Origin of the sequence: Rossellomorea aquimaris (assembly GCF_000935355.1) — a bacterium.
Lineage (GTDB): Bacteria > Bacillota > Bacilli > Bacillales > Bacillaceae_B > Rossellomorea > Rossellomorea aquimaris_B.
Genome location: NZ_JXZC01000008.1, coordinates 127,669 through 147,195 on the forward strand (window position 1 = coordinate 127,669; position 19,527 = coordinate 147,195).

Below are 19,527 nucleotides of genomic sequence, written 5' to 3' on the forward strand. Positions count from 1 at the left end.
TTCTATGTTAAAGAGTAATGGGACAGCATCATATGTTGAAATTCACGAATCGTCTTCACACTTTTGTACAGGTTTTCTTTTTTACGGGTGGAGAGGGTGGAGAGGTGTACCGTATCTCCCTTATCTTTCCGCTTACACTCTATATAGAGTTTCATTGATTCCTGGAATGCTTCTGATAATTCTTCTGCAAATTCCGGGGAAATCGACCGTTTTTCTTTCAAAAAATCCAGCTTCTCCCGGGTCGAGCCCGACGTATTCCCATGGGCAGCGTTCAATATCTGCAGGGCATGATGAAAAGGGAACAGAATATCTTTCTTAATGGAAACCGTTTTTCTATCCATGCCTAATATCGAACGAATGGATGAATGAAGAACCGGCACAGGTTTGGTTTTTTCCACTTGAGCCAGCCGTACCAATAATATCTTTGAGCTGCGGAGCTGATCTTTGATCGCAACTTCAAATGTTGAGTGAATCCTTTCGTCCCCATATAAAAATCGGTAAGAAAAGAAGTTTTGTACCTTCAATAGAGTTTCTTCTGACGAATGGACAGACCATTCTCTCAACCTTTCCTGCCAGGAAGCCACACTCCCTGTCCACGCTTTCTGATTCGACATCATACCTCCGTCACAAAGACGCAGTCCCGCCTTTTCTAATTCAACAACGGCTCTATCAGCAAACTCTCGAAAATATTCCACCGCTTCATTACTATGTTTTTCATAAACGAGGAAATGATCTTGATCGGTCAACTTGAACTGCTCTTTCCTTCCCGCTGAGCCCATGACATAAAAGGCATACAGGCAAGGAATCTCCCAGCCTTCTTCTGATAACTCTTCCTCTACCTGCCTTAAGATCCGCTGATAAATACGATCGAAGAGCCCGGACATGAAATCGAGTATGTGAAACACCGGGGCATGCGCCTTCCAAAGACTCGTTAACATGGACTCTGCCATCGGTTTCACCTTCTCCAGAGGGAAATCTTTGCTTTCCAGTTTCCTAGCACTCGTCAGCGTCCCTATATGATTCGCTTTCATTACATCATGTAAAGTGATGATGCCGACGATAGGTCCGTCCCTCTCCTTACCCCCGACAACGGGCAGATGTTTGATGGAGTGGTCGATCATGATGGCCATGGCTTCGTACAGATAGGCGTGCTGGGTGATGACGATTGGATTGGGGGTCATGGTCCCCTTTACTGGTTGGGCGAGAGGGACGGACCTTGCAAGGCATCTGGAGACGAGGTCTCTTTCTGTCAGGATTCCCGCGATGCGATTGTTTTCCAGAATGATGACAGAGCTGACCCGGTTTTCTCCCATCTCTTTGGCGGCATCATTCAAGGAGTCCTCGCTGTTGATTGTAATGACCGATTTCGTCATCACGTCACTCACCCGCTTCAGAATCGTCGTCCGCTCTTCAAGCCCGTGCGCCACTCCCACTTGCTGCGATAAGGAATAATAAACATCCTGAAGTCGTTTCGAGGTTTCTTCCAATAAAAAGTTCTTCAAATAGGGTTCGTTCCAATACGCCCGCAAACTGGTATACGGAACGAGGCAGAGCTGGCAGTCCTCCTTCGCCTTGACCTCGACCGAGGAATAAATACTCTTCTCTACCGCTGTATTCAGAACAGAGTAAAGACTCGATAAGCCGACGATTCCGTCCTTCGAAATCATCTCGAGAATCTCTTCTTTTTCCTTAGTCACAACGACTTCTACTTCGCCCTTCATAACAAGATAGAGTCCGAGACGATGTTCATAGCTTTTAAGGATGGTATGGTGTTTTCCCACTTCCAGCCGCTTACACTCACTAAAAAGGGAAAGAGCCGTACTCCTCTCCATCCCCTTGAAGAAGGGATGAAGGAGTACAGCTTCTTGAAATGATCCGTCAGGCTTTGAAGTCGACATCGTCGTTCACCCAAACTTCTCCGTCTTTGAAGGTCATTTGTTCCGGGTAACGGAGGTCCATTACCTCTTCTTGAATCTTTTGAGAAGGTGCTTTCGTCATCAGGGATACGACGATATTGGCAATAGTGGCTGCTGTTGCACCGAACACCCCTGCACCAGTATCAATGATGCCGAATAGTGTAACACCCGATCTTGCCAGGAAGATATACGTAAGGGTTACCCCTAACCCTACAAGCATCCCTGCAATGACCCCTTGGGCGTTGGAGCGTTTCCACCATACCCCGAGCAAGAGGGCCGGGAAGAACGTTCCGGACGCCAGTGCGAAGGCCCAGGCGACGATCTGAGTGATAACCCCTGGAGGATTGAGTGCCACAATTCCGGCGAGGACCGTCGCGATGACGATCGACCAACGGGCAACGGCCAGACGATTCTTCTCTGTCGCGTTCGGTTTGAATACACGGTAGTAAATATCATGAGCAAAGGAGGATGATATCGCGATCATCAATCCGCCTGCTGTCGATAACGCCGCTGCCATGGCACCAGCCGCTACGAGACCGATGACGAATACGCCTAAATTTGCAATTTCCGGTGTTGCCATGACCACGATATCATTGGAGATGATAATTTCCTTCCACTGCAGGATTCCATCTCCATTTGCGTCTGCAACCTGTAATTTCCCTGTATCCACCCAGGATTTTGTCCAGGAAGGCAAGTCACTGATTTGGCTGCCTGCTACCTTTGTCATTAAAATAAATCGGGAGAATGCTGCATATGCAGGTGCTGATAAATAGAGAAGTCCGATGAAAAGAAGAGCCCATGCTCCTGACCAGCGAGCTGCCTTCATAGTAGAAACCGTATAGAATCGAACGATTACGTGTGGAAGTCCCGCGGTCCCTGCCATCAACGTAAACATCAGAGCCATGAACTGCCACTTCGTACCGTTTGTGAAAGGAGCGAAGTATTCCGAGACTCCAAGCTCACGATCGAGCTCACCGATTTTCCCTACCAGTTCCCCATAGGAAATCCAGGGTGCAGGGTTTCCGGTAATTTGTAAGGACATAAAAATAACAGGTATTAAATAAGCGATAATAAGGACGACATACTGAGCAACCTGCGTCCACGTAATCCCCTTCATCCCCCCGAAAGCTGCGTAGAATGCGATGAGGACCACCCCGATCATCGTACCGACTTTGGCATCGATTTCGAACAAACGACCGATTACCACCCCTGAACCTGATAGCTGTCCAATGGAATACGTAAAACTGATAATGATCGTGCAGATGGCGGCAATGACGCGGGCCGTGTGGCTGTTATACCGGTCCCCGATGAATTCCGGTACCGTATAGCGCCCATATTTCCTAAGCTGCGGGGCAAGTAAGAAGGTTAACAGTAAATATCCTCCCGTCCACCCCATTATGTAGGCAAGTCCATCATAGCCGAGTATCATGACGGTACCAGCCAGTCCAATGAATGATGCCGCGCTCATCCAGTCTGCCCCGATGGCCATCCCATTAAAGATCGGCGGCACTCCCCGGCCTGCTACATAAAAGTCTGATGTCGCTTTTGCTTTGTTATAAACAGCTATTCCGATATATAACGCAAACGTCAACAGAATAATCGACGTTGATACTAAAAACTGAGTATCCATTTATCGTTTCCCCCTGATCTGTTCTATATATTTGGTTGAATCCATTTAATGATCTAATGTTTTCCCATAGCTGATCTGTTCATTTTTACTTTCATCAATGCCATATTTTCTATCAATTCCATCGCTTACCTTCGCATTTACATAGAGTAATATGATGAAAATGACAATGGATCCTTGAGCCCCCATAAAGTAGTGAAATGGAAAGCCATTGAGGGTGATCGTTGACAGGCTTTCGGCAAACAGGACGACTCCAAAGGAGGATACGAGCCAAATCACTAAATACAGCGCCATATAACGGTTTTTTTCTTTAAAATACTGATCCGCTTTTGCTCTATCAATCTTCTTCATTTATGTAACCCCTTTTCAAGCTCATTATTTTAAACTGAAAATAAATTTCACGGTTTCAAAGAACGGAACCGGGACCATGGCAATCTGAAAAATAAAGTAAATAAATAAAGACAAGAATGGAATGGTTAAGAAGAAAGCCCGTTTCTTTCTCAGTGCAAGAAAAATACTTCCCCCTGTTATGAGTAAAATCGCGATGAAGTAAAGCAATGTTTCACCTCCTGGTATTGTAAGCGCTCTACAAATATCCCTTGATCATCCGACCTCCCGCCTAATAAAGATTTAATTTTCTGAAATTTCATTCATGCCCCCATTATCTTTTTTGGAAAAAGCCTGGTCAATAAAGAAAAAACGACATTTGTCCATTAAATTTTTCTATTTGAATAAAATCATTTTAGTAAAATAAAGATATTCAAAAATGAGATAGCATTAATAGATTCGTAAGGCATGGAAATGCTTTTCCACTAAAATAACGCCTTTGTCGAATTTCCGAGGAAATCTTTTATATTGATGTGGAGACAATTGGAATACACCTAAAAACAAAAAAACTGACTGGAAATCACCAGTCAGTCTTTCTTCATCTATATGATTATTCTTCGTCTTTTACGTCAGAGCCATTATCGGCTGCGTCGTCTTTTTGATCAGCATTTTCTTGTTTCGGCTTTTGCTCAGCTTCCGGTTTTTCTTCTGCTTCCGGCTTTTCTTCAGCTGCATCGTCAGTACCGTTTTCTTCAGTTGCTTTATCTTCAGTAGCTTTGTCTTCGCTAGCTTGATCTTCTACGGCATTTTCTTCTGCTGCTTCAGCATTCGGCTGTTCACCTGAAACCTTCTTGTCTTCTAATTGCGCTTCCTGAAGAGTTGCAAGGGACTTATTGAAGTACTCCAGTGGATTCACTGCTACATTTGCTTTACGAATTTCAAAGTGTACGTGAACGCCAGCTTCTTCATTAAATAAGCTCTTACCTGCTTTAGCGATAGCTTGTCCTTGATCTACTACATCTCCAACCGCGACTTCAAAGTCTTTCACTGATTGATAACGAGTAACGATTCCTTTGCTGTGCTCGATTTCAATCGTGTTTCCAAGTAGGGAATCTTCTTGAACCTTTGTGACTGTACCGCTCATGGCAGCCAGAACATCGAATTCTTTTCCATCTTTAGAGATGTCGATTCCTTGGTTCGGATAGTACATGTTACCATAAACGACTAAGGCTGCTTCCTGTTCTTCCGCTGAAGCTTCAGTATCGTAGAATTGTTTTTCGATCACTGTATCTTCTGGACTTGCAACAGGCATTACAAAGTTTTCCAATGAACGATTGACTTCTTCTGCAGGCTGGTTAAACTCATTGTCAGTAGGAACTCCATCATAGCTGTAATCCTTGGCATTCTCGTTTACATCATTTCCTGCTTGGTACCACAGAATCCCCGTGATAATGATTGCTGCACTTGCTAAATAGATTGCTGGGTATGCCCAACGTCTTTTCAAAAAGTTTTGAGAAGGTTGTTTCTTTTCTTCCTCTCTCATTTTCATCACCTCAGCAATCATTCTGAACAGAATTCAGAAAATATATACACATTGGGAAAAAAATTTTTAATTTCTTATCTTTCGACAAAGGGATGAAAAGTATGTATGATTTTTAAAATAAGATGAAATATTTCTTTTTATTATGCGTTTTTCGTATTTTAACAAAGACAGCAGTAGTTGATTTCCGCTACAGGCGCTCGCTTTCCGCGGGGCGTGAGTTGAGCCTCCTCGGGCTTTGCCCTGTGGGGTCTCAACTTTCCCGCTATTCCCGCAGGAGTCGAGCGCCTTCCGCTACAATCAACTTTCTGAGATTCGGGTTTTTCATAAGCATTAAAAACAACAACTTAAAAATCTGATCATCGCGGGCACTGCAATTCTCGATTTATGATAACGAAACCACTGTCCTGCATGATACAATATAAAAAACAGAAAGGACGAGCTGCATATGAAGAAGTTGCTTAGGTATGTGCTGACAGCCGCGCCTTTTCTCTATATGATTCTTATCTGGATTATGTCGAGTAATCCGGATGATGCCGTCATTCGTTTTCCTGATAATCAGTTGGATCGTTTCATTAAGGAATCTCTCCATTTAGTCGAATTCGGTATTTTATATGGTTTATTTGTAGTCGCTCTGTTGGCACATGGAAAGCTTCGGTTCACCTTGAATTTCACGGTGGCCCTGATTAGCATCTTTTATGGATTTGTGGATGAGATTCATCAGTCCTTTGTTCCGTATCGTTCTGCAACACTGATTGATGCCGCGAAGGATTTGATCGGGGTCACTGTCCTTTTTTGGATTGTGAACCGGACTTATTTTAAAAAGCCCGATCATGCATTGACGAAAAAGATGAAGAAGTTCGAAGCTTATGTAAAAAAGGATTGAGTCTTTACTGGTCTACTTGACCTGAAGACTCAATCCTTTTTATTATCTTTGCGCCGTTACTTTCTGGAGGAGCTTATCGGATTCCGTTATTTTGACATCTTTATAGTAATGGGTGACGATGTCTTGATAATTCTTGCCTTCCTTCGCCATCCCGTTTGCTCCGTATTGGCTCATTCCGACTCCGTGTCCGAACCCTTTCGTGGCAATGACAATATGATCATCTTTCAGATACCATGTAAAGTCTGAAGATCTGAGTTCTAATTTCTCCCTGATCTCCCTGCCGGAGAATCCTTTGCCGTTAATTTCAACACTCGCCACCCTTTTGCCTTCCGTTCTTGATGTGATCGTTCCAACCGAGCCATCCTTTGGAAGTGTTACACCCAGTTTCTGCTCAAACTCTTTGATCGGGATGATCTTTTGATCCTCAAATCTTGGTGACGCGGAGTCCCAAGGGCTTTCGACACTTCTTAAGTATGGATATTCATTCGGCCAATAAGCCTCAGAGTTTTCTGTGTAACCATTGCTCGTTGAGAAAAAGGCTGCGGTGATCGGCTTACCATCATAGGTCAGCACCTGCCCCATCGTTTCAAGGACCGCTTCGGAAATTTTTTTGATTTTCCAATCATATTCGGCTCCCCAAAGACCTGCAAGCTCCTTCTGGTTCTTATACACCTGATGGGAGACCGTATCTGTCACATCCGCGCCCTTCGGAACAGAGGAGTCCTCAAGTAGAAGCTGATTCACAATATACGTCCGTGCTGCAAGGGCTTGTGCTTTTAAGGCTTCCTTTTCAAAATCTGCAGGCATTTCACCAGCCACTACCCCTACTACATACTGCTCCAAAGGAAGTTTCTCGATCATATCCTGATTGGAGCGATAGACAGCTACCTCAACTGAGTTCGCCAGTTCTTCGACGGATGGCGGATTTTTCAGCTTTTCGTCTAAGTTTGCCGTTTCCTTTTCTGATGAAAATGGGAGCACGAGAAGAGTAGGGACAATAAAGATGATGCTGATAAAGATTGAGAAGATGATCAGTACTGGTTTCAAATGCTTCATGTTCGCGGCCTCCAATGAAAGATTAAATAGGAGAATGTCCTAGCACAATTCTCCACTCTCTTTCATATGTATGGTAGTGGACAAGCAATTATGAATCTTTTAAGAGTGATTTTGATGGGGCAGATATTGGGATTGATGAACTTGGAATAAAAAATGAAGTGTGTTGCGGAGAGGATGCATTTTTGAAAATAAAATCTGAAATTTGAAAATAAATGTGTCAGAATTGAAAATAAAAGTGAAATTTTGAAAACAAATACTGCATAATTGAAAATAAACGACTTTTTCATCATCAGCAAGCTATTTTTCTACCTATTTCATCGATATTTTAAGAGTGCCCATCGTAAATCCAGCGGTTTTCGGATAAAATACGGCCAATTTAGCGAAAAATCCCGCCGTTCCTGACAAAAATCCGGCCGAAATCAACATTAATTAAGCCGTTTTACTTATTTTACCAAAACAAACGCTCAATTCACAGATCCCGCCACACAGCCCGACATTCTCTTTCCAAACAAAAAAAAGGCAAGCTCTTCTATAAAAGAAAAGCTCACCTTTCTATCTAATACTTACGCATCCTTGATCATGTCTTGCTGCTCAGAAACAGGAGTTTCTTCCACTTCTTTCACACGCTCGATATCGGCACCCAGGCCTGCAAGCTTCTGATGGAAGTTCACGTATCCACGATCTAAATGCTTTAGTTCTGTTACTCGCGTATACCCGTCTGCTACCAGACCAGCGATTGAAAGAGCTGCTGCTGCACGTAAATCCGTTGCAGCCACTTCTGCCCCTTGAAGAGGTGTAGGTCCGTTCATGATCACAGAACGGCCTTCAATCTTAATGTCTGCTCCCATACGACGGAATTCTTCAGCATGCATGAAACGGTTTTCGAAAACTGTTTCAGTGATGACGCTAGTGCCGTCAGCTGCTAATAGTAATGCCATCATTTGAGATTGCATATCTGTCGGGAAACCAGGATGAGGCATTGTTTTGATATCGACGGATTTCAGTTTCTCCGGCCCGATGACACGAAGTCCTTCTTCTTCATCGATGATCGTTACGCCCATTTCTTCCATCTTCGCAACTAAAGAAGATAAGTGTTCAGGGATCGCGCCCTTTACAAGGACATCACCTTGAGTGATGGCAGCAGCCACCATGAATGTTCCTGCTTCGATACGGTCTGGAATGATGCTGTGCTCGACACCGTATAGACGGTCAACACCTTCGATACGGATCGTTCCAGTACCTGCACCTACTACGTTTCCTCCCATTTTGTTCAGGAAGTTAGCTAAGTCGACGATTTCAGGCTCTTTTGCGACGTTTTCAAGGATTGTTGTACCTTCTGCAAGAGCAGCAGCCATCATGATGTTTTCTGTTGCTCCCACACTTGGGAAGTCCAGATAAACCTTGGCACCCTTCAATCTTCCATCTACTTCAGCTTCGATAAAACCATTTCCTACCTTCACTTTCGCTCCCATTGCTTCGAAGCCTTTTAAGTGTTGGTCAATCGGTCTTGATCCAATGGCACATCCACCAGGAAGCGCAACACGTGCCTTACCTGTACGTCCGAGTAGTGATCCCATTACAAGGACGGATGCACGCATTTTTCGAACATATTCAAACGGTGCTTCTACAAACAACTCTCTTGATGCATTCACGATGACTTCACCATTGTTAAACTCTACATCTGTATTTAAATGACGTAATACTTCATTGATCGTATATACATCGGAGAGTGGTGGTACATTTTTAATTACACTTTTTCCTTCACTTGCTAATAATGTAGCAGCGATGACTGGTAAAACGGCATTCTTTGCTCCTTCAACTTGCACTGAACCGCTTAAACGCTGACCGCCGCGGACGATAATTTTTTCCAAGAGTATTCCCCTCCGCGTCCAATTTCTCTATATTAATATTCAATCGTTAGGATGGGTGTGCCAATCACAAAGGTTGTCTTAGCGCCCATTCCGCTTTTCCGTAGACCTAGTTGTATGTTCATATCATCATTTTTTGTTGGTATAGTCCGTGACATTTGTTCCGAGTAAGCTGAAATGGAATAAAAGTCTTCTTCTCTAAGTGATTCCAATTCTTTTGCGTCTAATTTCGACATTAATTCGACAGCCTGATTCGACAAAACTTTCTCAAGCTTATCATTGAATTCGCCTTTTATACAAGAGAAAATCAAAGGTTTAGTAGTAAAAATGATTTCCATATTTGGGATGAATTGAGTCTTGATATAATGCTTCGTCTTTTCTCCCAACGCTTTCTGAGTACCGCGCATTTCATACATAATATACGAAACAGACTGCTTGTTTGTGAGGGTGTGCTGGAACTTAATGGTTTCTTCCCCGTGAGACGTCTGACGTTGTCCCACAACCATTACCTTTTCAGCTGACTTTTTCGTCACCCACTCAAAATCAGAAAATCTTTCTTGCATAGTAGTACTATATTTGGCAAATCCTTTATCCGTGAAGCTTTTTTTGTTTTCTCTTGCATATAGAGACCATTCAGTTACCTGACCTTGAGAATGAACAATGGCCTGATCAAGCTTTTCAATGTCTAATAAATGATTGGCTTCGATAGTGTTGTTCCCATTAAAAACAGGAAGAAAACCTAATCCAACAAAAAAGATTAAAATAATGTAAAAATACCGACCCATTTTCCATTCCTCCCCTTACCTAAAAGTCTGTCCGAATAGGAGAAGAACATACTTGAAAATTGTCGTCATCTTTTTACAATTATTGAGGCTTTCATGTTGTTAAATGAAAAGGGTTTCACTTTGAAACTTTTTCACAAAGGCAAGAGCACAAAATTAATATTACTCAATACAGGCTCTGATGAAAACATGCAGGAAGACCTATTTTTGGCAGTTATTCAAAGAAAACAGGCAGTTGCTGGGACCATAGGTAGTAATCCAGTAAGAATTGACTGACGGCTGAGCCGATCGCAATCGTTAGCAGAATATACAGTAGTCTTCCTTGAGCGACTCGATTTTTCTTAAGGAGCTTGTCTAACTGGATGGATTGCAAAGACCAAAATGTGATCCCGAATACGAATAGATGCACGAGCATGCTGATCAGGGCCTGCTGGCCAAAGCTTTCTACCACTTCTCTCACTCCTAATAATCATTTCGACGCACATATTCCATTTTATCACATTACGTTCGCACAACATATGTTATTTATATTAAAAATATGTCCATTGCGTTAATGAATATAGTCTCCTGATACGTTTTAGGTCAGGCTGGTAAAAGTGGTTGGAATTCCAAGCAGCTTACAAAGGTCCTTCCCTATAAAAAACCACCCTTCCACAAGGAAAGGATGGTTTTGGTATTTCATTAGAAGTTACGTTCGGAAACGTTAATTCTGTTCATGGCACGCTTTAGAGCGAGTTCGGCACGACGGAAGTCTACGTCGTCGCGTTGTGCCTGCATGCGGTCTTCAGCGCGGCCTTTTGCTTCTTTAGCGCGTTGTACATCGATAGCTTCTGCTGTTTCAGCAGACTGTGCTAGAATTGTCACTTGTTCAGGACGTACTTCTAAGAATCCGCCACTGACAGCTACAAGCTCAGTGTTGCCACCTTTTTTCAGGCGAACCGCACCGATTTGTAGTGGAGCAACCATCGGAATGTGTCCAGGTAAGATTCCAAGCTCACCGCTTTGAGCTTTCGTGCTCACCATTTCCACTTCTGAATCGTACACTGGGCCATCGGGAGTGACAATATTGACTTTTAATGTCTTCATTTTCTTCCCTCCTGGTCCCTAATTATACCTCTACGCCCATTTCTTTAGCTGCTGCTAATACATCCTCAATCGGACCTACTAGACGGAACGCATCTTCAGGAATGTGATCGTATTTACCGTCAAGGATATCTTTGAAACCTTTAACAGTGTCTTTCACTTCAACGTAAGAACCTTTTTGTCCAGTGAACTGTTCTGCAACGTGGAAGTTTTGAGATAAGAAGAATTGTACACGACGTGCGCGGTGTACAGTCAGCTTATCATCATCAGAAAGCTCATCCATACCAAGGATCGCAATGATATCTTGAAGTTCTTTATAGCGCTGTAATGTTTGTTGAACATTACGAGCGATGCTGTAGTGTTCTTCTCCTACGATTTCCGGAGAAAGAGCACGGGAAGTTGATGCCAATGGATCTACCGCAGGATAGATACCCATCTCAGAAAGTTTACGCTCAAGGTTCGTTGTTGCATCCAAGTGAGCGAAAGTCGTTGCTGGAGCCGGATCCGTATAGTCATCCGCAGGTACATAGATCGCTTGGATCGATGTTACAGAACCTACGTTCGTTGACGTGATACGCTCTTGCAATTGACCCATTTCAGTAGCAAGTGTCGGCTGGTAACCAACGGCAGAAGGCATACGGCCTAGTAGGGCAGAAACCTCTGAACCTGCTTGCGTGAAACGGAAGATGTTATCGATGAACAGAAGTACGTCTTGACCTTGTTCATCACGGAAGTATTCAGCCATTGTAAGACCCGTCAAGGCAACACGCATACGCGCACCTGGCGGCTCGTTCATTTGTCCGAATACCATCGCTGTTTTCTTGATAACGCCAGAGTCGCTCATCTCGTGGTAAAGGTCATTTCCTTCACGAGTACGCTCTCCAACACCGGCGAATACAGAGATACCACCGTGCTCTTGAGCGATGTTGTTGATAAGCTCCTGGATTAATACGGTTTTACCAACACCGGCTCCACCGAATAGACCGATCTTACCACCCTTGATGTATGGGGCAAGTAAGTCTACTACTTTAATACCTGTTTCTAGAATCTCAACTTCTGTAGAAAGCTGCTCGAATGTAGGTGCTTGTCTATGAATCGGGTCACGACGGATACCTGCTGCAAGTGGCTCGTCTAAATCGATTGATTCACCCAGAACGTTGAATACACGACCTAATGTGATATCCCCTACTGGTACAGAGATTGGTGCTCCTGTATCAAGCACTTCAGCTCCACGTTGTAATCCATCTGTGGATGCCATCGCGATTGTACGTACAGAATCATCACCTAGGTGAAGGGCAACCTCTAATGTAAGTTCAGCTCTATCTGCAATTTGGACCTTTAATGAGTTGTAGATATCAGGAAGTTGGCCATTGGCGAACTTGACATCGACAACTGGACCCATTACTTGAAGAACGTGTCCTTTGTTCATCTCTTTCCCTCCTAACTAGCTTTTGACGACAAAACTATGTTGTAATCCGGGACTAAGCCGGAATTTCGTTTCTATTCGAGTGCTGCTGCCCCGCCGACGATTTCCGTGATTTCTTGGGTAATCGCTGCTTGACGCGCACGGTTATAAGAAAGTGTAAGGCTGTTAATGATGTCTTTCGCATTGTCTGTTGCGTTTCTCATTGCTGTCATACGTGCAGCGTGCTCACTGGCTTTACCATCAAGTAACGCTCCGTAAATCAAGCTTTCAGCATATTGAGGAAGCAACACTTCCAAAATTTCTTCAGCATTAGGCTCAAACTCATAAGAAGTTAATTTCGATGAAGAAGAGTCAAGCTCCGTTAAAGGAAGAACCTTCTTCTCGGTAACATCTTGTTGAATGGCACTGACATAGTGGTTGTAGTACATGTAAAGCTCATCATAAGCACCATCTGAGAACATGCTGACTGCCTTGTTGGCGATGTCTTTAATGTCTGCAAAGTTTGGCTGATCTGGTAGCCCTACAATACCTTCCACTACATTATCGCCTCGCTTTTGGAAGAAGTCCCTTCCAATACGACCTAACGCAATAATGGCGTATTCATCTTTTGAGCTGTGACGCTCTTTAATCGCATTACTTACAGCACGAATGACGCTCGAGTTATAAGCCCCCGCCAAACCGCGGTCAGATGTAATGACCAAGTAGCCGGTTTTTTTTACGGGGCGGGAGACTAGCATCGGATGCGTTACATCTGTGCTACCAAGGGAAATGGAAGCAACGACTTCCTGAATTTTTTCCATATATGGAACGAAGGCTTTCGCATTCGTTTCAGCACGGTTCAATTTAGAGGCAGAGACCATTTCCATTGCTTTCGTAATTTGACTGGTTTTCTTCGTAGATGTAATACGAGTTTTTATGTCGCGTAACGATGCCACTGGTTCTCACCACCCTTTTAAAATGTTAGTCATATTCACTAGCACCAACTAAATAATCGAATAATCAGCCGGTGTCATCAGAATGAACACCGACATCATATAAAATTACTCAGACTTTACAAATGTCTTCTTGAATTCGTTGATCGCAGCGACCATTGCATCGTCTTCAGGAAGACCTTTTGTTGTGCGGATATGGTCTAACAGTTCTGTATGGTTGTGATCTAACCAGCTTAGGAATTCACCTTCGAAACGACGAATATCTGTTACTGGAATATCATCTAAATGACCTTTTGTTAATGAATAGAAGATCATAACTTGTTTTTCAACATTAAGTGGTTTGTTAAGATCCTGCTTCAGTACTTCAACAGTACGGGCTCCACGGTTAAGTTTCGCTTGTGTCGCTTTATCAAGATCTGATCCGAACTGAGCAAATGCTTCAAGTTCACGGTATGCCGCTAAGTCAAGACGCAGTGTACCGGAAACCTTCTTCATCGCTTTGATTTGTGCGGATCCACCAACACGTGATACGGAAAGACCTGCATTGATCGCCGGACGAACACCGGAGAAGAATAGGTCAGATTGTAAGAAAATCTGTCCGTCAGTGATGGAGATAACGTTTGTTGGAATGTAAGCGGAGATATCTCCTGCTTGTGTTTCAACGAATGGTAATGCTGTGATGGAACCTCCACCTTTTGCATCACTTAATTTCGCTGCACGCTCAAGTAAACGAGAGTGTAAGTAGAATACGTCACCAGGGAATGCTTCACGGCCTGGAGGACGACGTAATAATAGTGAAAGCTCACGGTATGCAGATGCCTGCTTAGAAAGATCATCATATACAACAAGAACGTGCTTGCCGCTATGCATGAATTCTTCACCCATTGTGATACCAGCGTATGGCGCTAAGAATAGCATTGGAGCTGGTGAAGCAGCTGAGGCCGTTACAACGATTGTGTAATCAAGGGCACCGTGCTTACGAAGCGTTTCAACTGCATTACGTACAGTTGATTCTTTTTGTCCGATCGCAACATAGATACAGATCATGTCTTGACCTTTTTGATTTAGGATCGAATCGATCGCAACAGATGTCTTACCTGTTTGACGGTCCCCGATGATTAACTCACGTTGACCACGACCGATTGGAACTAGAGCGTCAATCGCTTTGATACCAGTTTGAAGTGGCTCGTGTACGGATTTACGATCCATTACACCAGGTGCTCCACCTTCAATTGGACGTGTTTTCGTTGTCGCAATTGGACCTAATCCATCAACTGGTTGTCCAAGTGAGTTTACAACACGACCTACTAATTCTTGTCCTACTGGAACTTCCATGATACGTCCAGTACGACGAACCTCATCGCCTTCACGAATGTCTGTAAATGGTCCGAGAATGATGATACCTACGTTGTTTTCCTCTAAGTTCTGCGCCATACCCATGACACCGTTAGAAAATTCAACAAGCTCTCCAGCCATGACATTGTCGAGGCCATGAGCACGAGCGATACCGTCACCGATTTGGATAACTGTACCTACATCGCTTACTTTCATCTCAGACTGATAGTTTTCAATTTGCTTTTTTATCAGCGCGCTGATTTCTTCCGCCTTGATGCTCATGAATTTCACCCCTCATTTATACGAAAGTTAACGAACAAGTTCACGCTCAAGACGATCTAACTTACCGGCAAGTGTTCCGTCATAAATACGGTTGCCGATACGGACCTTAAGTCCGCCAAGTATGTTCTCGTCTATCACATTCTCAATTCTTAATGATTGTTTACCAATTTTCTTAGCAAAAGAAGCTGAGATTGCTGTCTTCTCATCTTCTGTTAAAGCACGTACGGAGTACACCTTTGCTTCTGCAATCCCTCTAGCTTCATTAGATAGCTCGATGAATGCATCGACAACGCCCACTACCTGATCTTCACGATGACGATCAGTCATAAGAAGCAGTGTGTTCAATACTGGTACTGAAACAGCAGAGAACGCTTCTTTCAACATTTCTTTCTTCTTATCCGTCGAAAACTTCGGATTTTCCAAAAGAATGCTTAATTCTTTATTTTGGATAAAAACGGACTTCACTGCACGAAGCTCTTGTTCAATCGCTTCTAATTGATTGTGTTCTTTGGCAATATCGAAAAGAGCTAACGCATAGCGTTTTGCGACTGTAGAGTAGCTCATCGCTCTTCTCCTGCCTCTTTAATATAATCGTTGATCAGCTTCTGTTGATCTTGAACAGAAAGTTCTTTTTCAATGACTTTCGATGCAATCAGAACAGATAGTGAAGCAACCTGCTCGCGTAATGCTGCCATCGCTTGTTCTTTCTGCGTCTCGATTTCACGTTTCGCAGATTCTTTCAAGCGCTCAGATTCCTGACGGGCCGCGATGATGATTTGTTCACGTTGCTCATCGCCCTGCTTTTTAGAGTTCTCGATCATCGCTTGCGCTTCTTGACGAGCCTCTTTTAAAAGTTGACGCTGTTCTTCTAAGCTCTTATTTGCTTCTAGACGGCTTTGTTCAGCCGCTTCTATTTCGCCTGCAATGTGATTCTCACGCTCTTGCATGATGCCCATCAAAGGACCCCAGGCAAACTTCTTCAGTAACGCAAGAAGGATAAGGAACATAGCAAGCTGGAATACGATATCTCCACCTGTGAAGCCGCCACCAGCTCCAAGGACTAATGCGTTTGTAAGCACGAGGTTTCACTCCCTTCAAGAGTCAATGCCTTCCATAAAGAAAGCTTTACAATAACGGCAAACGCCGTATCATTCATAGTCAGATGTTCATAAGTACTAAACATAAAGGAATGGCGAAGGTTCTTATCGAATGATCTTCGCCATCTTGAACTTTCAGTTACTATTATTGACCCATTACGATGAATGCGATAACTACTGCGATGATAGGAATCGCCTCTACTAACGCAACCCCGATGAACATTGTAGTTTGAAGCATTCCACGAGCTTCCGGTTGACGAGCCATACCTTCTACCGTACGTGAAACAATAAGACCGTTACCAATACCTGCACCTAGTGCTGCTAAACCGATTGCAATTGCTGCTGCTAAAAGACCCATTCTGAATTTCCTCCTTTAAATGTATGAAAAAATGTTTTGAGTAGTTTTGTTCAATTTTGAACAGGGTATATATTAATGGTCGTGGCTGACTTTGTGAGCCATATAAACCATCGTTAACATAACGAAAATAAATGATTGGATTGCGCCGACAAAGATTGAGAAGCCTTGCCATACAATCGTCGGGATGATGGCACCCAGTAATCCGGCTGCTCCCATGTGTGCCAGGCTCCCTACCAGTAAAGTAAGCAGGATTTCCCCAGCGTAGATGTTACCGTAAAGACGAAGACCAAGCGTTAGTGTGTTGGCAAATTCTTCAATGATCTTCAGCGGGAATAAGAACGACATAGGTCTGAAGAAGTCTTTACCGTATTCACCGAAGCCTTTCATCTTGATTGCATAATAGTGTGTTAACACAACGACCATAACTGCAAGGGTCATAGTGATAACTGGATCCGCTGTTGGTGACTTCCACCATAATTCGTGGTCAATGACTACCGAGAACGGAAGCCCTAACATGTTCGATACGAAAATGTACATGAGTAAAGTAAGTCCAAGGAGATGGAAACGACCACCTGTTTTCCAATCCATATTACTTTTCACGATATTTTTGACAAAGTCCATGACCCATTCCATAAAGTTTTGCACTCCGGTCGGTTTCATGGCCAGTCTACGAGTTGACAGAACGGCGATGAGGAATACAACGGCACTTGCCACTGTGATCATCAGTACGTTCGCCAGGTTAAAAGTTAACCCTAGAAACTCGGCTGTAGGATTTTCATGATGCAATGAAATTCACCTCTCTTCCCCGCTATTTATGAGCTAAAAGCTGCTGAATAAAATAATCTATCATAATGACAAGGTATATTGTCATTAATCCCATAATGACGCTCAGGAGATGAAAATGTTCAGGGTATTCCGTTGCAATGATCACTGCAAAGGCTGCACCTGCCATTCTTGAGAAGGTCCCTAAAGATCGAACCTTTTGACCAGCTTCTACTGCATCACCGAATCGCACGGTTCTCCTCATGATCAGCCAGTGACTAAACAGACTGATGCCTGTCCCCAAAATAAGCCCAAGGAAAATAGACTGATAGGAAGTAAAACCCCAACCGAGGACGTAAAAGGAAAGGAGGAAAAATATGTACTTACGATGCCTGTTAAACACTTGCTGAAGTTCTGGCATTTACATTAATCTCCCGAATTGAAATGTTGGACTGTACGGAGCATGGTGTAGATTCCTGTTGCGAGCCCAAGGAGTAGTCCAATAATTAAGAAAAGTGGTGTGGTGTTCCATATTCCATCTAACCATCTCCCGCCGAAGATCCCTATTAAGATAGAACCAACAAGCTGGGAAAGAATAGCAGAATACAAGACCATCGATTGATACGGGCGTCGATCATTTTGACGCATTTTTTTCATCTCCACACATGTGATTTAGTGGAAAATCATTAACACTGTACAAATGATGAAAAACCGTTTTCATACGGGCTAAACCCTTGTGAAAACCTTATCATTTTATACCCTTTGTAAGCATACAATAGGGCTTTATCTATGTCAATGCGTTCAAGTTAAAAAGTTCACAACCTATCCACGCGTTCCCAAATTGTTCACATTTTCAACACATTTACAGAAAAGCGGAGGCGGGTTGGTCAGAGGCGACAAGCATAAGATGAATTGACCGGAAAGGCGCTCTTTGCCTTTTTGGTCAATTTAGCTTATGACCTCGAGCCTCTACCCGCCGCAGCTGGACATGTCGAAAAGCGGAGGGGGCTCGCCCTGGGGCGACAAGCATAAGACGAGTCGGCCGGAAAGGCGTTTTTTGCCTTTTTGGTCGGCTTGACTTATGACCTCGAGCCCCAAGCCCCCGGAGCTGGACATATCGAAAAGCGGAGGCGGGTTGGTCAGGCCCGACAAGCATTTGTCGACTAAAAAACCCAACAAACGTACCCCTTTCACCGCCAGTTGTTCCCTTTATTAACAAAAGCATAGATTCTATCTTCACATGCCCCTCCATTATATAGAAGATTCTATTTATGAGTAACCCTTGAATTTAATGTAAATACTTCCAACTAAATTACAATGGGTTTTTTGGGTTATATAAATAAGAAAGCCGGATTATCACGTGTCGATAATCCGGCTTTCTTATTTGCTTCAAATTATTTCGTACCGTATAAGCGATCTCCCGCGTCCCCTAAACCAGGAACGATGTATCCTTTTTCATTCAGCTTCTCATCAAGAGCCGCGATGAAGATATCAACGTCAGGATGCGCTTCCTTGATTGCGTCTACCCCTTCAGGACAGGCAACAAGGCACATGAACTTGATACTAACCGCACCGCGTTTTTTTAATGAGTTGATAGCTTCAACAGCAGATCCGCCTGTTGCAAGCATCGGATCGACCAAGATGAAGTCTCGCTCTTCCACATCACTTGGAAGCTTTACGTAATATTCAATCGGTTTAAGAGTCTCCGGATCACGATATAAACCAACGTGGCCAACTTTTGCAGCCGGGATCAGTTTAAGAATTCCATCTACCATGCCAAGGCCGGCACGCAGAATTGGAACAATTCCTAATTTTTTACCTGCAAGTGTTTTAGCCTTTGCATTGCTTACCGGTGTTTCTACATCAATATCCTCTAATGGTAAATCGCGGGTGATTTCAAACGCCATTAGTGTTGCCACTTCATCAACAAGCTCACGAAATTCCTTCGTACCTGTTTGTTTATCACGTATAAACGTTAATTTGTGTTGGATTAACGGATGATCAAATACATATACTTTGCCCATTCGACTCTCTCCTTTATGTTCGATTTTATGTAAAAATAGTTTGTCCACTTCATTTACACCTCAGACTATTGTACATAAAAGACAATTTAAGAGCAACAAGAGATGGGAAGTGTAATGGAATCGTTAGAAATCATCCGGGGTGCATGTAAGCTGGTGTGAATGCCGGTGGTTTTTGGTTAATTATGTTAATCGGCTGGATTATTGAGTCAAGTCCTTAATATTGTGT

The 19,527-nt window shown here is 43.4% G+C and carries 21 protein-coding genes; 1 reads left to right on the forward strand and 20 read right to left on the reverse strand.

Features of this window, described 5'->3' with window-relative positions:
• Positions 1-2: 2 nt before the first annotated feature.
• The 5 genes from TV75_RS16930 to TV75_RS16950 form a co-directional block, all read right to left on the reverse strand.
• Positions 3-1,898 carry a DUF294 nucleotidyltransferase-like domain-containing protein gene (locus TV75_RS16930; RefSeq protein WP_044339975.1) on the reverse strand — a complete coding sequence of 632 codons (1,896 nt, stop codon included), beginning with the start codon at positions 1,896-1,898 and terminating at the stop codon, positions 3-5.
• Positions 1,879-3,546 carry a sodium:solute symporter family protein gene (locus TV75_RS16935; protein ID WP_044339976.1) on the reverse strand — a complete coding sequence of 556 codons (1,668 nt, stop codon included), beginning with the start codon at positions 3,544-3,546 and terminating at the stop codon, positions 1,879-1,881. Before TV75_RS16935 ends, TV75_RS16930 begins: the two co-directional genes overlap by 20 nt.
• Positions 3,547-3,591: 45 nt before the next feature.
• A complete protein-coding gene (locus TV75_RS16940) occupies positions 3,592-3,894 on the reverse strand; it encodes a DUF4212 domain-containing protein (protein WP_044339977.1) in 303 nt (100 codons plus the stop codon).
• A gap of 24 nt (positions 3,895-3,918) precedes the next feature.
• Positions 3,919-4,101 carry a hypothetical protein gene (locus TV75_RS16945; protein WP_044339978.1) on the reverse strand — a complete coding sequence of 61 codons (183 nt, stop codon included), beginning with the start codon at positions 4,099-4,101 and terminating at the stop codon, positions 3,919-3,921.
• Between the two features lie 379 nt (positions 4,102-4,480).
• The gene (locus tag TV75_RS16950) at positions 4,481-5,413 is read right to left on the reverse strand and encodes a M23 family metallopeptidase (protein ID WP_044339979.1); all 933 of its coding nucleotides are present in this window, start codon (positions 5,411-5,413) and stop codon (positions 4,481-4,483) included.
• 445 nt (positions 5,414-5,858) lie between these two features.
• Here TV75_RS16950 and TV75_RS16955 point away from each other — a divergent pair, with 445 nt between their 5' ends.
• On the forward strand, positions 5,859-6,296 hold the full coding sequence (locus TV75_RS16955; RefSeq protein ID WP_044339980.1) for a VanZ family protein: 438 nt from the start codon (positions 5,859-5,861) through the stop codon (positions 6,294-6,296).
• Between the two features lie 42 nt (positions 6,297-6,338).
• On the opposite strand, the gene spoIID is transcribed toward TV75_RS16955, so the two are convergent.
• From spoIID to upp, 15 genes are all read right to left on the reverse strand, one after another.
• Positions 6,339-7,352: a stage II sporulation protein D gene (spoIID, locus tag TV75_RS16960; protein WP_044339981.1), complete on the reverse strand. Its 1,014-nt coding sequence runs from the start codon at positions 7,350-7,352 to the stop codon at positions 6,339-6,341.
• A gap of 563 nt (positions 7,353-7,915) precedes the next feature.
• Positions 7,916-9,223 carry a UDP-N-acetylglucosamine 1-carboxyvinyltransferase gene (murA, locus tag TV75_RS16965; protein ID WP_044339982.1) on the reverse strand — a complete coding sequence of 436 codons (1,308 nt, stop codon included), beginning with the start codon at positions 9,221-9,223 and terminating at the stop codon, positions 7,916-7,918.
• A 32-nt stretch (positions 9,224-9,255) separates the two neighbouring features.
• Positions 9,256-10,005: a YwmB family TATA-box binding protein gene (locus tag TV75_RS21250; protein ID WP_052504602.1), complete on the reverse strand. Its 750-nt coding sequence runs from the start codon at positions 10,003-10,005 to the stop codon at positions 9,256-9,258.
• A gap of 211 nt (positions 10,006-10,216) precedes the next feature.
• The gene (locus TV75_RS16975; protein WP_044339983.1) at positions 10,217-10,453 is read right to left on the reverse strand and encodes a DUF1146 family protein; all 237 of its coding nucleotides are present in this window, start codon (positions 10,451-10,453) and stop codon (positions 10,217-10,219) included.
• 230 nt (positions 10,454-10,683) lie between these two features.
• Entirely contained in the window at positions 10,684-11,088 is a 405-nt protein-coding gene (locus TV75_RS16980) for a F0F1 ATP synthase subunit epsilon (protein WP_044339984.1), read from the reverse strand.
• Between the two features lie 22 nt (positions 11,089-11,110).
• Positions 11,111-12,514, reverse strand: coding sequence for a F0F1 ATP synthase subunit beta (atpD, locus tag TV75_RS16985; protein ID WP_044339985.1), 1,404 nt, complete (start codon positions 12,512-12,514; stop codon positions 11,111-11,113).
• 71 nt (positions 12,515-12,585) lie between these two features.
• Entirely contained in the window at positions 12,586-13,446 is an 861-nt protein-coding gene (locus tag TV75_RS16990; RefSeq protein WP_044339986.1) for a F0F1 ATP synthase subunit gamma, read from the reverse strand.
• A gap of 105 nt (positions 13,447-13,551) precedes the next feature.
• The gene (atpA, locus tag TV75_RS16995; RefSeq protein WP_044339987.1) at positions 13,552-15,060 is read right to left on the reverse strand and encodes a F0F1 ATP synthase subunit alpha; all 1,509 of its coding nucleotides are present in this window, start codon (positions 15,058-15,060) and stop codon (positions 13,552-13,554) included.
• Between the two features lie 27 nt (positions 15,061-15,087).
• Positions 15,088-15,624: a F0F1 ATP synthase subunit delta gene (locus TV75_RS17000; protein ID WP_044339988.1), complete on the reverse strand. Its 537-nt coding sequence runs from the start codon at positions 15,622-15,624 to the stop codon at positions 15,088-15,090.
• Positions 15,621-16,139 (reverse strand): F0F1 ATP synthase subunit B, encoded by a 519-nt coding sequence (locus tag TV75_RS17005; protein ID WP_044339989.1) that lies wholly within the window; start codon positions 16,137-16,139, stop codon positions 15,621-15,623. Before TV75_RS17005 ends, TV75_RS17000 begins: the two co-directional genes overlap by 4 nt.
• 163 nt (positions 16,140-16,302) lie before the next feature.
• A complete protein-coding gene (gene atpE, locus TV75_RS17010; RefSeq protein WP_044339990.1) occupies positions 16,303-16,515 on the reverse strand; it encodes a F0F1 ATP synthase subunit C in 213 nt (70 codons plus the stop codon).
• Between the two features lie 72 nt (positions 16,516-16,587).
• On the reverse strand, positions 16,588-17,301 hold the full coding sequence (atpB, locus tag TV75_RS17015) for a F0F1 ATP synthase subunit A (protein WP_044339991.1): 714 nt from the start codon (positions 17,299-17,301) through the stop codon (positions 16,588-16,590).
• 22 nt (positions 17,302-17,323) lie between these two features.
• Positions 17,324-17,698, reverse strand: coding sequence for an ATP synthase subunit I (locus TV75_RS17020; RefSeq protein WP_044339992.1), 375 nt, complete (start codon positions 17,696-17,698; stop codon positions 17,324-17,326).
• 5 nt (positions 17,699-17,703) lie between these two features.
• Positions 17,704-17,925, reverse strand: coding sequence for an AtpZ/AtpI family protein (locus tag TV75_RS17025; RefSeq protein ID WP_044339993.1), 222 nt, complete (start codon positions 17,923-17,925; stop codon positions 17,704-17,706).
• 746 nt (positions 17,926-18,671) lie between these two features.
• Positions 18,672-19,301, reverse strand: a complete 630-nt coding sequence (gene upp, locus TV75_RS17035; RefSeq protein WP_044339995.1) for a uracil phosphoribosyltransferase — start codon at positions 19,299-19,301, stop codon at positions 18,672-18,674.
• Between the last annotated feature and the right edge of the window lie 226 nt (positions 19,302-19,527).

What these genes read in the sequence shown, in the direction of transcription:
- TV75_RS17025 (WP_044339993.1), bottom strand. Translation starts at nt 17,925, where the DNA reads ATGCGTCAAAATGATCGACGCCCGTATCAATCGATGGTCTTGTATTCT.
- atpA (WP_044339987.1), bottom strand. Translation starts at nt 15,060, where the DNA reads ATGAGCATCAAGGCGGAAGAAATCAGCGCGCTGATAAAAAAGCAAATT.
- upp (WP_044339995.1), bottom strand. Translation starts at nt 19,301, where the DNA reads ATGGGCAAAGTATATGTATTTGATCATCCGTTAATCCAACACAAATTA.
- TV75_RS21250 (WP_052504602.1), bottom strand. Translation starts at nt 10,005, where the DNA reads ATGGGTCGGTATTTTTACATTATTTTAATCTTTTTTGTTGGATTAGGT.
- TV75_RS16935 (WP_044339976.1), bottom strand. Translation starts at nt 3,546, where the DNA reads ATGGATACTCAGTTTTTAGTATCAACGTCGATTATTCTGTTGACGTTT.
- TV75_RS17020 (WP_044339992.1), bottom strand. Translation starts at nt 17,698, where the DNA reads ATGCCAGAACTTCAGCAAGTGTTTAACAGGCATCGTAAGTACATATTT.
- TV75_RS17000 (WP_044339988.1), bottom strand. Translation starts at nt 15,624, where the DNA reads ATGAGCTACTCTACAGTCGCAAAACGCTATGCGTTAGCTCTTTTCGAT.
- TV75_RS16955 (WP_044339980.1), top strand. Translation starts at nt 5,859, where the DNA reads ATGAAGAAGTTGCTTAGGTATGTGCTGACAGCCGCGCCTTTTCTCTAT.
- TV75_RS16930 (WP_044339975.1), bottom strand. Translation starts at nt 1,898, where the DNA reads ATGTCGACTTCAAAGCCTGACGGATCATTTCAAGAAGCTGTACTCCTT.
- TV75_RS16980 (WP_044339984.1), bottom strand. Translation starts at nt 11,088, where the DNA reads ATGAAGACATTAAAAGTCAATATTGTCACTCCCGATGGCCCAGTGTAC.
- TV75_RS16950 (WP_044339979.1), bottom strand. Translation starts at nt 5,413, where the DNA reads ATGAGAGAGGAAGAAAAGAAACAACCTTCTCAAAACTTTTTGAAAAGA.
- TV75_RS16940 (WP_044339977.1), bottom strand. Translation starts at nt 3,894, where the DNA reads ATGAAGAAGATTGATAGAGCAAAAGCGGATCAGTATTTTAAAGAAAAA.
- spoIID (WP_044339981.1), bottom strand. Translation starts at nt 7,352, where the DNA reads ATGAAGCATTTGAAACCAGTACTGATCATCTTCTCAATCTTTATCAGC.
- atpE (WP_044339990.1), bottom strand. Translation starts at nt 16,515, where the DNA reads ATGGGTCTTTTAGCAGCAGCAATTGCAATCGGTTTAGCAGCACTAGGT.
- atpD (WP_044339985.1), bottom strand. Translation starts at nt 12,514, where the DNA reads ATGAACAAAGGACACGTTCTTCAAGTAATGGGTCCAGTTGTCGATGTC.